General features: G+C 29.4%; 15 protein-coding genes. 5 read left to right on the top strand and 10 right to left on the bottom strand.

Going from position 1 to position 17,607, the window contains the following annotated elements; translation table 11 throughout:
* Positions 1-675 precede the first annotated feature (675 nt).
* The 3 genes from KV700_RS14530 to KV700_RS14520 are packed head-to-tail and all read right to left on the bottom strand — an operon-like array spanning position 676 to position 2,204.
* Complete coding sequence (locus tag KV700_RS14530) at positions 676-1,386, bottom strand: DUF4197 domain-containing protein (RefSeq protein WP_218598306.1); 711 nt, start codon at positions 1,384-1,386, stop codon at positions 676-678.
* Between the two features lie 54 nt (positions 1,387-1,440).
* Entirely contained in the window at positions 1,441-1,605 is a 165-nt protein-coding gene (locus KV700_RS14525) for a DUF5522 domain-containing protein (RefSeq protein WP_166385603.1), read from the bottom strand.
* 59 nt (positions 1,606-1,664) lie between these two features.
* The gene (locus KV700_RS14520; protein WP_166385605.1) at positions 1,665-2,204 is read right to left on the bottom strand and encodes a DUF4136 domain-containing protein; all 540 of its coding nucleotides are present in this window, start codon (positions 2,202-2,204) and stop codon (positions 1,665-1,667) included.
* A 716-nt stretch (positions 2,205-2,920) separates the two neighbouring features.
* Here KV700_RS14520 and KV700_RS14515 point away from each other — a divergent pair.
* On the top strand, positions 2,921-3,709 hold the full coding sequence (locus KV700_RS14515; protein WP_218598305.1) for a M15 family metallopeptidase: 789 nt from the start codon (positions 2,921-2,923) through the stop codon (positions 3,707-3,709).
* Positions 3,710-3,780: 71 nt separating this feature from the next.
* The gene (locus KV700_RS14510; protein ID WP_218598304.1) at positions 3,781-7,281 is read left to right on the top strand and encodes a methylmalonyl-CoA mutase family protein; all 3,501 of its coding nucleotides are present in this window, start codon (positions 3,781-3,783) and stop codon (positions 7,279-7,281) included.
* Positions 7,282-7,682: 401 nt separating this feature from the next.
* On the opposite strand, the gene KV700_RS14505 is transcribed toward KV700_RS14510, so the two are convergent.
* The 7 genes from KV700_RS14505 to KV700_RS14475 all read right to left on the bottom strand — a co-directional run bounded on the left by KV700_RS14505 (position 7,683) and on the right by KV700_RS14475 (position 15,133).
* Positions 7,683-9,173, bottom strand: coding sequence for a M48 family metallopeptidase (locus KV700_RS14505; protein ID WP_218598303.1), 1,491 nt, complete (start codon positions 9,171-9,173; stop codon positions 7,683-7,685).
* 5 nt (positions 9,174-9,178) lie between these two features.
* A complete protein-coding gene (locus tag KV700_RS14500) occupies positions 9,179-10,348 on the bottom strand; it encodes a DUF6882 domain-containing protein (RefSeq protein WP_218598302.1) in 1,170 nt (389 codons plus the stop codon).
* Between the two features lie 38 nt (positions 10,349-10,386).
* The gene (locus KV700_RS14495) at positions 10,387-11,043 is read right to left on the bottom strand and encodes a hypothetical protein (RefSeq protein ID WP_218598301.1); all 657 of its coding nucleotides are present in this window, start codon (positions 11,041-11,043) and stop codon (positions 10,387-10,389) included.
* Between the two features lie 14 nt (positions 11,044-11,057).
* A complete protein-coding gene (locus KV700_RS14490) occupies positions 11,058-12,047 on the bottom strand; it encodes a hypothetical protein (RefSeq protein WP_218598300.1) in 990 nt (329 codons plus the stop codon).
* Between the two features lie 22 nt (positions 12,048-12,069).
* Complete coding sequence (locus KV700_RS14485) at positions 12,070-12,480, bottom strand: hypothetical protein (RefSeq protein ID WP_218598299.1); 411 nt, start codon at positions 12,478-12,480, stop codon at positions 12,070-12,072.
* Between the two features lie 107 nt (positions 12,481-12,587).
* Positions 12,588-13,325 (bottom strand): LytTR family DNA-binding domain-containing protein, encoded by a 738-nt coding sequence (locus KV700_RS14480; protein WP_166385618.1) that lies wholly within the window; start codon positions 13,323-13,325, stop codon positions 12,588-12,590.
* Positions 13,325-15,133 (bottom strand): histidine kinase, encoded by a 1,809-nt coding sequence (locus tag KV700_RS14475; protein WP_254712924.1) that lies wholly within the window; start codon positions 15,131-15,133, stop codon positions 13,325-13,327. Before KV700_RS14475 ends, KV700_RS14480 begins: the two co-directional genes overlap by 1 nt.
* A 222-nt stretch (positions 15,134-15,355) precedes the next feature.
* Here KV700_RS14475 and KV700_RS14470 point away from each other — a divergent pair, with 222 nt between their 5' ends.
* The 3 genes from KV700_RS14470 to KV700_RS14460 all read left to right on the top strand — a co-directional run bounded on the left by KV700_RS14470 (position 15,356) and on the right by KV700_RS14460 (position 17,446).
* Complete coding sequence (locus KV700_RS14470) at positions 15,356-15,691, top strand: DUF3703 domain-containing protein (RefSeq protein WP_218598297.1); 336 nt, start codon at positions 15,356-15,358, stop codon at positions 15,689-15,691.
* A gap of 259 nt (positions 15,692-15,950) precedes the next feature.
* Positions 15,951-16,490 (top strand): sigma-70 family RNA polymerase sigma factor, encoded by a 540-nt coding sequence (locus KV700_RS14465; RefSeq protein WP_218598296.1) that lies wholly within the window; start codon positions 15,951-15,953, stop codon positions 16,488-16,490.
* 65 nt (positions 16,491-16,555) lie between these two features.
* Entirely contained in the window at positions 16,556-17,446 is an 891-nt protein-coding gene (locus KV700_RS14460) for a dienelactone hydrolase family protein (protein WP_218598295.1), read from the top strand.
* Positions 17,447-17,607: the final 161 nt, after the last annotated feature.

The following is a 17,607-nucleotide window of genomic DNA, read 5'->3' as shown; positions in this document are numbered from 1 at the left end:
AATTAATTATGTTCCAAAAATCTTAAAATTTTCTTAATATAAAAAAGAAAGATTAACATTTATTTATTTTTTAAATAAAAAACCATAATTTTATTGAATAATATTCAGTATATTAAACAATACCTTAAACATTACTTAACAAATAACTTTTTTTATTTAACAATAACTTAACAGATTTCACAATATTTTTATAAGAAAAGTAAGTAACCAATAATTTTAAAGTTAATTATTTAATGAATTATCGGATTGAGTATTATTATTTTTAAAACCATTAACTTCATTTTTCTCAATTAAAGCAAAAATTTCATGAACATCTTTTTTATTTCATTTTGCTAATTTCTTCTTAAACATCACAAAAAAGACTAATTAGGTTAATACTAAACAGTAACCTACTGAAAATGATAGTATTAAAAAAATATACCCCTTTTAAAATTCATTTTTATAAAGTTGAAACTAAAAGTGCTTTTTCTTTTATTATCACGAAAAAATAGAGAAAACCGCCTAAAAAACTCTTTTTAATACTTTGAAAATTAATGATATTTAGTAAAATTTAGTGATAGAATAGGCACATTATTTACAGGAAAGAAGATAAATAATAAATATGAAGAAAAAAAAAAGACTCACTATTTATAAATAGTGAGTCTTAAATGCCTTTAAAAATATAAAGGGGTATTGTTATTTATTGTCTTGTAAAGCGAATACTTGTTTTAATAAAGTAGTACTACGCAAACCTACATTTTCTCTAATTCCTTTTTCTTCTATTTCAATCATTGTATAAACTCCTTTTAAAGCTTCTGCAGTTACATACTGTGTTAAGTCTGGGTTTACACTTTTTACAAAAGGAATAGAATTATATTTTGTAATTAAATTACTCCAAATTTTATCTGCTCCTACCTTAGAAAAAGAATTTTTAATTACAGGGCTAAAACTTGCTGTTAAACTAGTAGTCGTTTTGGTTTGTAAATACGTAGTTGCTGCATTTTTATCTCCTAAAAGAATATTTTTAGCATCTGCAAAAGACATGTCTTTTACTGCATTTACAAAAATAGGCGTTGCCGTTTTAACGGCATCTTCTGCCGCTCTGTTTAAAGCTTTAATTCCTTCATCTGCTAAATTACTTAAACCAATATTACGCAAACCTTTATCTACAGCTTGTAACTCTTCTGGCAACATAATTTTTACCAACTCATTTTTATAAAATCCGTTTGTTGCAGTTAATTTAGAAACTTGATCCTTTATTCCTTTATCTAAAGCCGCACGCAAACCATTACCAATTTGTTCTTGACTTAAACCTGTACTTTGAGTTACTTGGTTTGCTACTTTTTGTAATTCTGCACATCCTGCAAACTGAATTGCAATCATTAAAATTAAAACTTTTTTTATCATTTTTTCTAAATTTATCTATTCTTATGAAACTCTTTTCTACAGAAAGTCACCTTTTTATTTAAAAGTATCTGTTTTTTTATCATATCCATAAGGACAATGTTTACAACCGCTTTTACAGCAATGACCTCTTTTTAGATGAAACTTTTCTGTAAACACTTTATAACCTTGTTCGTTTACATAAAAATCACCTTCTTCTAATGCTACTCTTTTATTATACACACTGCAAAAATAGTTTTTAATCCATTAAAAAAGCGTTCCTAAGAACGCTTTTTTAACTTTTATTTTTCTCTCTTTGGTGGAAATCTAGAAATAATCTCTTTTACAAACTCTTTAATTCTAGCCTCTTTTTTTTCTCTATTTTGAAGCTTTAAAGCTCCTGTTCCAATTCCTTGCCAAATCAATTCTTTTTGCTGTTTATCAATAAAATCTACAAACAACGTACCTTCTGTATATTGAGAAACACTTATGTTATTTCTTCCTCCCATCATCCAAGGGTTCCAGCCCCAACCGTAACCATAGCCAAAATTTCTATTCTGGTTTACGTCTACTTTTTCTCTAGATTTAGTAAAAATACTCACTAACATATCTGGATTCTCAGATTTTGTGAATCCTTGTACTAGTAATTCTGATTCTATGGCACGTAAAATTCGTTTTTTATCTAAATCAGAAATCTCTGCTTTATCGATTCCTGGTTTATAAAAAGCAAACGTTTTATATTGAGTAAAATCTACTTTATTATCATAATCGGTTGTAACCTTTATAGCACTACAAGATGCTAAAAGTACAGTACTAAACAAAAGTAAAAATGTTTTTTTCATGAGATTTGTTTTATATTATTAATTCAATTAAAGCACTGTCTGCAAAATTAAAAAATAGACCAAACAAGTGTTTTACAACTTGCATTACCTTTCAAATGATGTACAAGACTACTTTTTTTTCACCTAACATCTTCTTAATACCACATTGTTTCCTTTCAAAAAAAATGTAATTTCTAAATGCTTCTACACTTCTTATAATCTGCAATAAACATGCCAAAAGAATCGTAAAACTCTTATTAACAAGCAAAAATGAATCTTATAACAAATAGAAATACATTCATTGTAAAAAAAATCTGCTTCTAAGTTTGATTGATAATTGCAAAATAAGATTTAAAAAACTCCTTACTTCATTATCTTATGTGAAGAAATTTATCCAAATATATTTACTTTGTAATGAATATTGTTTAACTTTAATTAATGATTCTAATTGCTAAATATTTAATACCAAAAGGTTTTGTGGGCATCACTTTGTTTCCTTTTATTTTTCTAAAAAAGAAAGATTTAAAAGATGATCAAGTTTTAGTAAACCATGAAAAAATACATTTAAAACAGCAAGCTGAATTGTTACTGATATTCTTCTACATTTTTTATAGCCTAGAGTGGGTTTTTAAAATTTTAAGACATAAAAACAGTTACCTTGCTTATAAAAATATAAGTTTCGAACGTGAAGCTTATCAAAATGAAAATAATTTTAACTACATAAAAAAACGGAAATTTTGGGCATTTATAAAGTACCTTTAAAACTAATAGGTATTCTTTTTCTCTTCGGATGTTTTAATGGTTGTAAGCCTACACCAAAGAAAATTGCAATACAAACTACTGAAGTTGTTGAGGAAAAAAAATCCATTCCTATATATCCAAAATATCTAAACACAAATTATGTTTTAGGAAAATTTAATTACACAGAAAATTCAGATTTTACAACGGTACCAAAAGAAAACTCATCAAAAAAAATATACTTAAGAAAAGACGTTTTAGAGGCTTTTTTACAAATGAATAATGCCGCTTTAAAAGAAGATATTTCATTTACCATACTATCAGGAACCAGAAATTTTAATCATCAAAAACGTATTTGGGATTACAAATGGAATGATAAATATAAAAGTTTACCTCCATTAAATAGAGCAAAAAAGATTTTAGAATTTAGTTCTATGCCTTCCACTTCTCGTCATCATTGGGGAACGGATATAGACATTAACAGTCTTAATAATGCTTATTTCGGAAATGGAAAAGGACTAAAAGAATACAATTGGTTGTTTCAAAATGCACATATATTTGGTTTTTATCAAGTGTATACTTCCAAAGAAAATGGAAGAACAGGTTATAGTGAAGAAAAATGGCATTGGACTTATTTACCACTGTCATCACTCTATTTAACATATTATAATGCAACAGTTCGCCTAGAAAACATCAATGGATTTGAAGGTTGTTCTTATGCAAAGGAACTGAACGTAGTTAAAGAGTATGTAAATGGAATTAACTCTAAAATCCTTGAAAAACAATAATACATTAAAAAAATATGTATTTTTTTAATAATTCACTAAATTGCAGTACTAATTTTATATAAATTTTACGAATGAAACAAATTACATCTTATAAACCAAAACACAAAGTACGTATTGTTACTGCTGCTGCTCTTTTTGATGGGCATGATGCTTCTATAAATATTATGCGTAGAATTATTCAGGCCACAGGTGTAGAAGTGATTCACTTAGGTCATGATAGATCTGTGGAAGAGGTGGTAAATTGTGCCATACAAGAAGATGTTAATGCCATTGCAATTACTTCTTACCAAGGAGGACATAATGAGTATTTTAAATACATGTTTGATTTATTGAAAGAAAAAGGTGCTGGACATATTAAAATTTTTGGCGGCGGTGGTGGCGTAATCCTTCCTAAAGAAATAAAGGAGCTGATGGATTATGGAGTAACAAAAATTTATTCTCCAGATGATGGTAGAGCTTTAGGTTTGCAAGGAATGATTAACGATTTGGTACAAATTTCTGACTTTGCTGTTGGAGATGAATTAAATGTGGATCTAAAAGAATTAGCAAATAAAGAAATTGGTAAAATTGCAAGAGTAATTTCTTCTGCAGAAAATTTTCCTAAAATAGCAAAAGAAACTTTAGATAAAATTCATATTAAAAATAAAGATTCTAAAACTCCTGTTCTAGGAATTACAGGAACTGGTGGTTCTGGAAAATCTTCTTTAGTAGATGAATTAGTTCGTCGATTTTTAATCGATTTTCCAGAAAAAACTATTGGTTTAATTTCTGTAGATCCATCAAAAAGAAAAACAGGTGGTGCACTTTTAGGTGATAGAATTAGAATGAATGCTATAAATGATTCTCGTGTATATATGCGTTCTTTAGCAACAAGACAATCTAATTTAGCTTTGTCTAAATATGTAAATGAAGCGGTACAAGTTTTAAAGGCTGCAGAATTCGATTTAATTATTTTAGAAACTTCTGGTATCGGACAATCCGACACCGAAATTATAGAACATTCTGATACTTCTTTATATGTTATGACACCAGAATTTGGTGCAGCAACTCAGTTAGAAAAAATTGACATGCTAGATTATGCAGATTTAGTTGCCATTAATAAGTTTGATAAACGTGGTGCTTTAGACGCCGTTAGAGATGTAAAAAAACAATATATGCGCAACAATAATTTGTGGCATATTCATCAAGATGATTTACCTGTTTATGGTACCATTGCTTCTCAGTTTAACGATCCTGGTATGAATACTTTGTACAAAAGTATTATGGACAAGTTGGTTGAAAAAACAGGTGTAGATTTAAAATCTAAAATGGAAATTACCAAAGAAATGTCTGAAAAGATCTTTGTAATTCCGCCTGCAAGAGTTCGTTATTTATCTGAAATTGCAGAAAGTAACAGAGCGTATGATAAAAAAGTAGACGACCAAGTTGTAGTTGCTCAGAAGTTATACGGAATTTATCAAACGATACTTTCTTTAGGAGAAAATGTCTGGTCGAGCACAGTCGAGACCTCTTTATTAATAAAAACAGGACTTGATAATGATGAGATTCTGAAACAAGTTCAGAATGACAAGTTAAATGTCATTCCGACAGAAGGAGGAACGACTGACGAGGAAACTAAAACATTCTTCTTAAAACTACTACTAGCTCAATTCGAAAAAGTAAAATTAAATCTAGATCCTTATAATTGGGAAGTTATTTTGAATTGGCAAGAAAAAGTTCAGAAATATAAAGACCCAATTTACACGTTTAAAGTGCGTGATAAAGAAATTAACATAGAAACACACAGCGAATCGCTATCGCATACACAAATTCCTAAAGTTGCGTTACCAAAATATAAAGCTTGGGGAGATTTATTACGTTGGAATTTACAAGAAAATGTCCCCGGAGAATTCCCGTACACAGCAGGTTTGTATCCGTTTAAAAGAACAGGTGAAGACCCAACAAGAATGTTTGCTGGTGAAGGTGGACCAGAAAGAACAAACAGACGTTTTCATTATGTAAGTTTAGGAATGGACGCAAAACGTCTTTCTACGGCGTTTGATTCTGTTACATTATATGGTAACGATCCTGGTAAAAGACCAGATGTTTATGGGAAAATTGGTAATGCAGGGGTTTCAATTTGTTGTTTAGACGATGCTAAAAAATTGTATTCTGGTTTCGATTTAAGTCATCATATGACTTCTGTTTCTATGACTATAAATGGACCAGCGCCTATGTTGTTAGGTTTCTTTATGAATGCTGCCATTGATCAAAATTGTGAGAAATATATTATAGAAAACAAGTTAGAAAAACGTGTTGAAGCTACTTTTTTAGAAGTTTATGATTTAAAAGGATTAGAAAGACCAACATATCAAGGTGAATTGCCTGAAGGAAATAATGGTTTAGGGTTAATGCTTTTAGGTTTAACTGGGGACTTAGTTTTACCATCAGATGTTTATCAACAAATAAAAAAAGACACACTAGCACAAGTTAGAGGAACGGTACAGGCGGATATTTTAAAAGAAGATCAGGCACAAAATACGTGTATTTTTTCTACGGAATTTGCGTTGCGTTTAATGGGTGATGTACAAGAATATTTCATCGAAAAACAAGTAAGAAATTTTTATTCAGTTTCTATTTCTGGATATCATATTGCAGAAGCAGGTGCAAACCCAATTACGCAATTAGCCTTGACATTGTCTAACGGATTTACTTATGTTGAGTATTATTTAAGCCGTGGAATGGATATTAATAAATTCGGACCAAACTTATCTTTCTTTTTCTCAAACGGAATTGACCCCGAATATTCTGTAATCGGAAGAGTTGCGCGTAAAATTTGGGCAAAAGCGATGAAAAATAAATATGGCGCAAACCCAAGAGCACAAATGTTAAAGTATCATATTCAGACTTCTGGTCGTTCTTTACACGCGCAAGAAATCGATTTTAATGATATTAGAACTACGTTGCAAGCATTGTATGCAATTAACGATAACTGTAATTCTTTACACACAAATGCGTATGACGAAGCAATTACAACACCTACAGAAGAGTCGGTAAGAAGAGCTATGGCTATTCAGTTAATTATTAATAAAGAATTAGGTTTAACGAAGAATGAAAACCCAATACAAGGTGCATTTATTATTGAAGAATTAACCGATTTGGTTGAAACTGCAGTATTAGATGAATTTGATAGAATTACAGAACGTGGTGGTGTTTTAGGAGCCATGGAAACGATGTATCAGCGTTCTAAAATACAAGAAGAAAGTTTGTATTATGAAACCTTAAAACACAATGGAGAATTCCCAATTATTGGTGTAAATACTTTTTTAAGTTCTAAAGGCTCTCCAACGGTTCAGCCTGCAGAAATTATTAGAGCAACGGAAGAAGAGAAACAATTTCAAATTAAGACGAAAGATTTATTGAATAATGCAAACCCTACTGAAGTTGCTGCTCAAATTGCAATTTTACAGGAAGCTGCAATTCAAAATAAAAACTTGTTTGATATATTAATGGAAGCTACAAAAGTTTGTACTTTAGGGCAAATTACAGAAGCGTTGTTTAAAGTTGGCGGACAATATAGAAGAAATATGTAGAAGGCCATTTTTCTATAATTTATAAAAATCCACATATAATTTATGTGGATTTTTTGATTTAAATAAATAAAATAAATCTGCCATTTTTGTTGATAGTATGTTCAGCAGAAAATTACTCAAACAAGAAGTTTCAGTCGATTTAGGGTTAAAAAAAAGGCAGTAATATAAAATCACCACCTTTCTAACTAACTGTAATAAGGATCCCCCAACCCTTAAACAGTGTTTATTAATTATGTATTAAACTCATTATGCATCATCAATAATAGGGTCTATAACAACCAAAATTAAATATATTAGAAGCATAAAAGTCTTTAAAAAAGGCAGTAATATAAAGTCACTACCTTTCTAATTAACTGTAATAAAAGTTCCCCAACTCTTAAACAGTAACTATTTATTTTTTATTAAATACCTTGTGCATCACCAATAACACGATCTATGAAATCTGTATTGATATATAAAAGCCTTGCTAAATTGTACAAAACATTTACTTCACTATCATCTATTTCTCCATCAGCATAAGAAATAATAGATAAATCTCTTAAAATGTTTAACTTTTGCATCACAGATAACACAACATCTAAGTCTTTAGTAAGCTGTTGTACTTCGCTAATCATTTCATCTTCTGTAAGCCCTTTTATGGTCATCATACAATTGGCAAAAACTTTAGGAGCCACAATACTACTTAAAGCTTGTATTTCAGAATCGTCTACTACACCATCTGCATTCGAAATTAAATATCCTCCTAAAAACATTAAACGTTGTATTTTCTCAGAATGTTCACCTTCATCCTCTAAATTCTCAGGTTCCATTAAAGACATAATTCGCTTAATTTCTACCTCCATTGCTTCCTCTGTAATTTCACCAGAAATAGACTCATTAAAAGCTGCATACGTTTCACTTTTATTAAAAAGCTCTAAAGCTTTAATTCTTAACGGACTAAAAGGGTGAGTACTATACCAATCTGAAGGATCTAAATTAGAATCGTTTAAAACCTCTTCTAAATCTACAAACTGTTCTATGTAAGCATTTAATTGAAAATCTAATGAATCTGTAGTTACGCCGGATGATAATTTAAAGAAAGTACGACCAACAGCTTCAAAATTCTGGCAACATAACAAGCCTGCTCTATCTGCACTTATTTCTGCATTTCTATTCCAAGCATACAATTTCATTGCGTGAATTGGCGCTAAATCATTTTCACCGGTATCTAAAATTTGTCTTACAGGATAATCAAAATGTTCAAAAAGAACATGTCCTATTTCATGACCAACAACAAAAGTTAATTCCTCTTTAGAGAAACGCTCTAAAATTCCGGATGATAAAATAATGTATAATTTATTATCGTCTGGCGGATAACAAGAAGCGTTAAAAGTATCTCCTTGATACACAAAAAACTCTATATCTGCTTTAAGCTTTAATGTTTTTTTACAATGCTCTCCTATTTCATGAAGCATTGGTGCTAAAGTCTTTGTCAACCTTAAACTAGATTTTAACAAATGCTTTCTAGACTTAAATTTACCACTATTCTTATTTACTTTTTCTAACGTTTTTTGTATTAAATCGTCTTGTTGAAAAGCGATCACATAATCTCTATCACCATCATAAACTAATAGGTTTAGGTCGATATCAGCTCTATTATTTGTATAGATTCCTTCTACGGTTTCTACTTCTGCTTTATGATTTAAAGCATTTATCTCTTCAATACGTTTGGTATATTCTGCCGCTAGTTCTGTTGTTAAATTTTGAAAAACAATACTAGCTTCTTGTATTTTATCGAAATTTCCTGATGCTTGTGCATCATTTAAATCGGTTAACATTTTTTCTTGCGCCGTATTTAAAGCCGCTTGATGTTCTTTTTCTAAATCTGAAAGTGTTTCTGCTATATATGACATACTTTTTAGGCTTGAACTGTTATTTTTGAATTAGAAACTTTCATCAATCGTCCTTTTAAATCAAATATTCCTAAAATTTGATCTTCTCCTTTTTTCGCTACAAGATTATTACCTGGCAACGCTACATCGTAACCTTTAGCTGTTAGATAAAAGTACAGGCTAAACTTCTGCGGAAAAGTATATTCAGATGTTACCTTTAAAATATGAGAACATATTGATTCTGCTGTATTTTTAGCTTTACTATCTGCTTCTTCAGATTTTATGGTTACATAAACTATTACACCTTTAAAAGCTAAGGGTACATAGCAGCTTTCACCTATAGATGCAGTTGCGATGGTAGCGAAAAAAGCACCAGGATCACTTTCCACCTCAAACTTAGGAGTAGTAAAATCAGTTATATTTAATGCTTTACCAAATGCTTTTACTGCTAATGAGGTCTGTAAAAATGTTTCAGATATTCCGCTTTGGGTATTTGCCCATGCCCACATCCAACTTTTTTCATTCTCAGAATACGTACCAAATATTTGAATATCAAACACCTTATCTTCACCGAAAGTCAGTTTACCTTCAGCCATATCACAGCTCCAGTCCAACCCTGATACCATTTCGTTAAAAATCTCTTGTTTCTCCTTTGATGTTACAAAAGATCGGTTGTACATTTCATTAATGTCGATTGTTTTCTTTTGAGAACTTTCAGTGGTTTTATTTTCTGAGCTCTCGGCAGATTCCGAAGTAGTATTTGTACTTCCATTCTCAGCAAATTCCTCTAACTTATCTTCTAATAAAGAAATAATACGAGCAGATCTACGATCTACTTGATCTGCATTAACAACAGGACTATGGTCAATTTTTAAAACACCATCTTCAAAAGTAATTGCACGCTCTAAATTATGTTCGTCGTTTTCATTAACGATAATCACTTCTTTTAATCCAGCTTTTAAAAGCTCCACTCCCATATCATCTACACAAATAGCTTTAAAAGCTTCTATTAATGGCAGAAAATAGATTTTAGGAAACGTATCATTATATAAATGAGAAAATCGATCTTCCATTAAAGTGTTCCAAGAAATATTTAAAGGAACAGAAAAACCTGCTGCCGTATTAATTTCTGTTTCTAATGCTGGAAATAATTCTTTTTGAAATGCTTGGATAATTCTTTTTTCTTTAAGTCCCATAATTGTATTGTTTTAATTTTATTAATTTTTTATTTACTTTATAATATTTGAAGTAGTTTTTCTTCTAAAATAGTCGCTAATTTTTCTGGTAAAGCTTTATCAATATTTATTGATATGGTTAGTGTTTCTCCCTGATATTTAAGACCTAATTTATCTGCTTGTTGTAGAATAATAATTTCTACACCTTGCCAAGCTTCTTTACCTAATTCGTCTGTTATAACTTGATGTATCGCACTTTTTAATGCTGTAAAAACATCCTGAATATTCAGTCTGGTATTTATTTCACTTAGAGAAATATCATTTATATCAAATTCTTTTATATGACTTCCAAGTAAACTTTTTTCACTTTGCAACCAACGTTTTAGTTGCAAAGCAGTTAAATCTTCGTTTTCTGATGATAAAGGCCTGCTTATAGTTCCTTTAGATAGTTCTACAACCATTTTTTTAGGTTGTTTTACAGTAATCATTGTAATATTATGCAGGTTAAAAAAACTTATTTCTTCCTGCTGAGAAAGCATACAAACCGATTTTTGATGGTTATTGTCTTCTTTAAAATCTAGAATTATACCTTCTACATAGCCTCCATTGTTTAATGAAATAGCAATTAAAATGTCTTCTTCTTTCTTAAAAACAGAGCGTAAGATTTCCTCTGGCGTCTGGGCTACAAACGCTTTATAGTATTGTGTGTGTTTCATGATAAAAAAGGGTGTTATAAATCTGCTATGAGATATTGGTAATCTTGTGGTAATTGTTTTATTAAATAAAGGTAAATACCATCTCTATCTGTAGTTTTGTAATCATAATAGGTTAAAGTTTTCTTTTTTAAATTAGGGTAATTCATTTCAATCAAATACATACCTACTACTTCAGTTAAAGACTTATTTTTTTCTTGAATTTTTCGTGGTTCATGCTTTTCGAAAGCGATGTAAAAAGAATTTAAATCTTTTTGATTGACCCAAATGTTACTTAAAAAAACAGGTGAATTTGGTTTCGAAAATTCTTTTCTTATAACATAATCTATAGTTGCTGCTTTTTCAGATCCATAATTATTTGCAACAATAGCATTTTGCTTATACCTAAATGATTCTATACTGTCATTAAAGATACTAGGCTTTACAATCAATTCGTAAAAACCCTTTGACTCTCTTTCAATTTTAAAATCTACATGCGCTTCTCTTGTCCAGGTATTTGGATATTTATCTAAAACACTACCTATTTTATTTGAAAAATATTGAAACTTATTAAATGTAGGTTCAGATTCTAAACCAATACTAATAGAGTGATTAAAGACATTTACATCCATACTAAAAACATCATTATCTAACACTTCGTACAGTTCTTCTCTCAATACAATTTCTTGTTTTTGATAATCTGTTAACGCCTCAATACTCCTATCTTCAGAATCATGAAACGGAAGATAAACTGATTTGTCTTTAGCATTCCATTCAAAATTAATAACAATTTTAGAATTTTCTTTAAGCGCTAATTCTACTCTGTATAAATTAGGATTCATATTGGCAGTATTAAAATTTCTTTTAAAAGTTAGAATTTCATACTTGTTATTATGGTGCTCTCTTAAATACGTTACAAACCCCTTTTTTGCGTTCGTATTAGAAACTCCACAACCAACAAACAAAAATAAAATTCCGATGAAAACACTATATAAAATGATTTTATACATACCAATATCTTTTACCAATTACACTAATTTTAAACGCTGCTTATAAATTATTCTCTAATAACTCTACAAGCACTTTAATTCTACTATTAACGTCTGGTGCATTTATAATAGGACTATGATCTATCGTTAAAACTCCATTAGAAAATGTAAATCCATTAGCAGGATTGTGGTGGTCTTTGGTATTTAATATGTGTATTTCTTTTAAGCCTTCAGATAAAGCTTCTTTTCCCATATCGTCTGTAGCAATAGACTTAAAGGCTTCAATAATTGGTAAGAAATATATTTTTGGATACGAATCTGCATAAAGATGTAAAAAGCGATCTTCAAACAAAGTACTCCATTCAACATTTAAAGTAACATCGAAACCTGCAGCTTCATTTATTTGTGCTTTTAATTGAGGTAATTGTTCTTCTTGAAATGTTTTTGTAAATCTGTTTTCTTTTAATCCCATGATATTTTAATTTAAAGGTTATTTCTTTGTATACCTCAAAACTAAGATTTGATTAGGATGTTTTTAAAACCGTTTTACATTTGCTATTTTTCGTTTTGTATTTGCACTTATAAGGTGTCTAAAACCTGTTTTAAGTACGATTTTTTACGGGTCGCAACAGGAATTATTTCACCGTTTGTTAAGTAAACAGTGTTGTTGGCGTTAATGGTTTTTATGTATTTTATATTTACTAAATGCGATTGATGTATGCGCACAAAGGTGTGTTCACTTAAAATATTCTCGTAATATTTTAGATTACGAGCACTCATTATTTTTTTATCAACCGTATGAAAAATGGTATACGCACCATCAGACTGACAACGAACAATGTCTTTTGTTTGAAGAAAATATTGTGCATCTGCGGTTTTTATCAATAAGGTTTTATCAATTTCCTTTTTATTAATTTCAGACACTTTGTCTAATGCATTTTTATAAATCTGTTCTTTTTTAAAACCAACTCTAAAACGATCTATACACTCTGATAATTCTTCTGAATCTATCGGTTTTAGTAAATAATCTATCGTATCAAACTTTATTGCTTTTATTGCAAACTCATCATAAGCAGTTGTAAAAATTATTTTAAAATCGATACTATCTAAAGCTTCTAATATCTGAAATGCATTACCACCAATCAACTCTATATCTAAAAAAACTAAATCTGGCGTCTGCTCTTTTAAAAATGAAATAGCATCTGTAACATTGTCTATTTTAGCCACAACCTCAATGTCTTTTTGAGTATAGGTAATCAATTTATCTAATGTATTTAATGCATTAAATTCGTCTTCTATTATAACTGCTTTTATCATTAAATTTTTAATTTAAATACTACTTTTGTTCCTGAAGGTGTGTTGTTTTCATCAAATAAATCTTGGAGTTTAAATGATTTTTCTTCTCCCTTTTTTCTCATTTTTAACCGCTCTTTAAAAATAGTTGTTGCATGCAGATCTTCCGTAACCTCTTCTTGTTTTGCTTTTGCAGACCTACCTACTCCATTATCTAAAATAACAAATAGTAATTCTTGTGCATCCTTTTCTATTTTAAGTTGAAGTTTTCCTCCTTCTTTTTTCTCTTTTAAACCATATTCAATTGCATTTTCTAGAAATGGCTGTAACAACATTGGTGGTACTTGAATTCTAGAAGTATCAATTGAATCATCAATTTCTACGGAATACGTAAAAACATTATTAAAGCGTAATTGTTGTGTTTCTATATAGTTAGAAATCATAGAAATTTCTTTATCAAGTGAAATAGATTCTTTTCTAACATAATCGAAATTTTGTCTAATCAACTTAGAAAACTTAGCAATATAATTAGAAGATTTTATAGCATTTCCTTCTAAAGTTATATTCTGAATAGCAGCCAATGTGTTAAATATAAAATGAGGATTCATTTGAACACGCAACAAACTTTGTTCTAAATTTGAGGCTTTATTTGCCGCTCTTAATTTGGTGTTATATACATAAAAAGCCGTTGCAATACCTAATAATACAAACAACAAAATAGTACTTATTAAAAGCCATTGATTTCGTGTATTTATTTCTTTTTGATGGTTAATTTCTGTCTCCTTTTTCTTTACTTCATAATTAACATTCGAAAAATTTAAAAGTCTATCTTTTTCTAAACGACTCACTTTTAACTGCAAACTATCTCTAATTATCTGGTTATCTAATGCTTTCACATAATCTTCTTCTAAAATAGAAATAGCAATAAGCTTATCTCTAACCTCTATTTCGTCTTTTACATTTTTATTAGCAACATAAATATCTAAAGCCTTTTTATAATTAACTGCTGCAGAATCATATTCAGATTTCAATAAAAATAAATTCCCTAAACCTTTATATGGAGCAGCATTTATTGCTTTAATATTCTTATTTAAAGTAGCAGCTCCTCTTAAAAATTTTTCTGCATTTTCATATTTTACTGCATCAATATAAGTGTAACCTATATTATTTAAAATACTTGCTAATAAAACAGGGTTCCGTATAGATTGACTTAAACTCATCGCTTCAGAATAACTATTTAAAGCTTTGTTATAATCCTTTAGCTGTAAATAAACACTGGCTTTGTTATTTTTTATTGAAATAATAGAAGTCGTATCAATTCCTTTAGAAAACAAGCTATCTGTTATTTTTATATAAGACAAAGCTTTGTTGTAATCTTTTAATTTAAAATGAAGATTAAATAGTTGATTATAAGCTTTACCTTCTATTCTTTTATCTTCTATTAACTGTGCCAAATGCAATGCTTTAAGCGCATATATTTGAGATGTTTCTACATCTCCCATATGCAGTGCGGCGCCACTTAATGTTATTAAACTACGCCCTTGATTATAAACATCTTTTAAATCAACAAATAAATTATAACACTTTAAATGCGTATTAAATGCTTCTTGATATTTAAAATTTAGATATAAAACCTCTCCTTTTTTAAACAGCACCATAGCATGTTCTAAGGTTGTTAAATCTTTACTCTTTTGTAACAAACTATCTAATTCTAAAAAAAAGACTTCTGGTTGCATTGGCGCAATACTATCTAAGCTAGCAAGTTTATTTTTTATATTCGGGTGAATAATATCTTGTTTAGAGCAGGCTAAAAACAATAGTAATAAAGACATCGCAAAACTTAATTGCCATAATCTTTTCTTTTTTAAAATCATAAAAGCTAAAATAGTAAATGTTAGAATAAGCTAAAATAAGCAATCGTCAATACTCTAATAAAAAAATCGTTTTATTTTTGTAAAAACGAACCATTTTATTGGAGCAAAATTGGCTTGGTAATAATAGTTTTTTGTGATTTTCTGCATCTTTATAAATAATGCTTTGTCTATTAGAAAAACATGAGGCTTCAAAAATTAAAATCAGAATTCTATAAACAATTAAACATCGCAAAAATAGCACTAGCTAAAAAGGAATATAAAACAGCTTTTTATCATTTAGAAAACGCACATGTTTTAGGTCAAAATAATTTGTACAAACATACTTTAAGCCACTATTACATGCTTATATTTGGTATTAAAACCAAAAACAGTAAAGAAATTATTGGGCAAGTCTTAAGAATATTTGCAGCTATTTTATTTACAGTAATCTGGGTTCCAAAAGGTAACACAGGGGGCACCAATATATCTCCTGTAAAAATAATACCTATTAGAAAAGAATTAAAAAAATTTTATTAAATTAATGCATCTTTTTAAATAAAACTCAGTCTATTAGATGAACATTAAAATATAATATTATGAAAAATACAAATTGTAACTGTAATTGTGATGGTTGTAAAACCGGAGATTGTAAGAATTGTACTTGTACAAACTGTACATGTAATAATTGTAACTGTTAAATAATAGTCATTCCGAATTAATTTTGAGAAGGAATTTCATCAAAAAAACTTCAATCATTCTTTAATTCGGAATGTCTTTTTAGAAATTAAAACACTGCATGACTACAAAAGAAGTTTGGACTTTATATTCTGAAGATTTAAAACGATTTATTATCAGCAAAGTAAAAGACACTGCTATTACTGATGATATTTTGCAGGATACTTTTATTAAAATTCACACAAAACTGCATACTTTAAAAGATATTACAAAACTAAAACCTTGGTGTTTTACAGTGGCTAGAAATTCTATTTTAGATTATTGGAAATCTAACAATAAAACTTTTGAAATAGCCAATTTTGAAGCAGAAACGACTATTCTAAAAGAAGAACATACAGAAAAAGATTGTTTAAGAGGCATACTAGAACATTTACCAAAAAAGTACAGAGATCCTTTATTTCTTTCGGATATAAAAGGGATGAAACAACAAGAAGTTGCAGATCAATTAAAACAATCTTTACCAACTACAAAATCTCAAATTCAGCGTGCAAGAAAATTAATAGCACAAGGTTTTATGGATTGCTGTGGTTTTGTTTTAAATGAAAAAGGTAATTTGGTTGGTGAAATTAAAGAAAAAGGAGATTGCAAAGTTTGTAAGTAATTTAACGACAAATTTCATCTTATTATTTATCTTAGTTGAAATTATAATAGCAAAAAACGTACAAAATGGCAGCACTTAAAAAAGAAGATATTAGTCAAGAAGTATTTGACTTATATGATGATTATGCGCATAACAAAATAGACCGAAAACAATTTCTAAAAAAATTATCATTATATGCTGTTGGGGCAATTACATTACCTGCTTTATTAAGTTTTATTTCTCCTAATTATGTAGATGCTATTTTAGTATCCCCTACAGACCCAAGATTAACTTCAGAAACCATTCATTACGAATCTCCTAAAGGTGGAAAGAAAATGACAGGTTTACTCTCCATTCCTAAAGATGCCAAAGGTAAATTACCTGGTATTATAGTTGTTCATGAAAACCGAGGCTTAAACCCATATATAAAAGATGTTGGTAGAAGAGCTGCCTTAGAAGACTTTATAACCTTAGCACCAGATGCACTTTCTCCAATGGGAGGATATCCTGGTAATGATGATGATGGTAGAGATATGCAAAATAAAAGAGACCAAGGAGAAATGTTAGAAGATTTTATTGCTGGCTACAACTACCTAAAAACGCATAAAGATTGTAACGGAAAAGTAGCTGTTGTTGGTTTTTGCTTTGGCGGATGGATTTCTAATATGATGGCAGTAAGAATACCAGAATTAGCAGCTGCCGTTCCATATTACGGAAGACAACCAGAAAAAGAAGATGCTGCAAAAATTAAAGCTCCACTGTTACTTCAATATGCCGCATTAGATAAAAGAGTAAATGAGGGGTGGCCAGATTTTGAAGCAGTTTTAAATGAAAATAATATTGAACACGAAGCTTATTTTTATCCAGATGTAAACCATGGGTTTCATAACAATACAACACCTAGATATAACGAAGCTGCTGCTGATTTATCTTGGAAAAGAACCATCGATTTTTTTAACAAGCATTTAAAAGGATAATTTTATCATTGCTAGCAATAATAGCAAAGCAATATATTTATACACAACCATTTCTCAATTTATATTGAGAAATGATTGATACCTCTGTTTTTTAAATAGATTTCTCTTCATTCTTTCTTTAGAATGACAATTTAATGTTTATAATTATTTACTTTTATCTT

Origin of the sequence: Polaribacter sp. NJDZ03 (genome assembly GCF_019263805.1) — a bacterium.
Taxonomy (GTDB): domain Bacteria; phylum Bacteroidota; class Bacteroidia; order Flavobacteriales; family Flavobacteriaceae; genus Polaribacter.
This window is presented reverse-complemented; position numbering and strand designations above follow the sequence as displayed.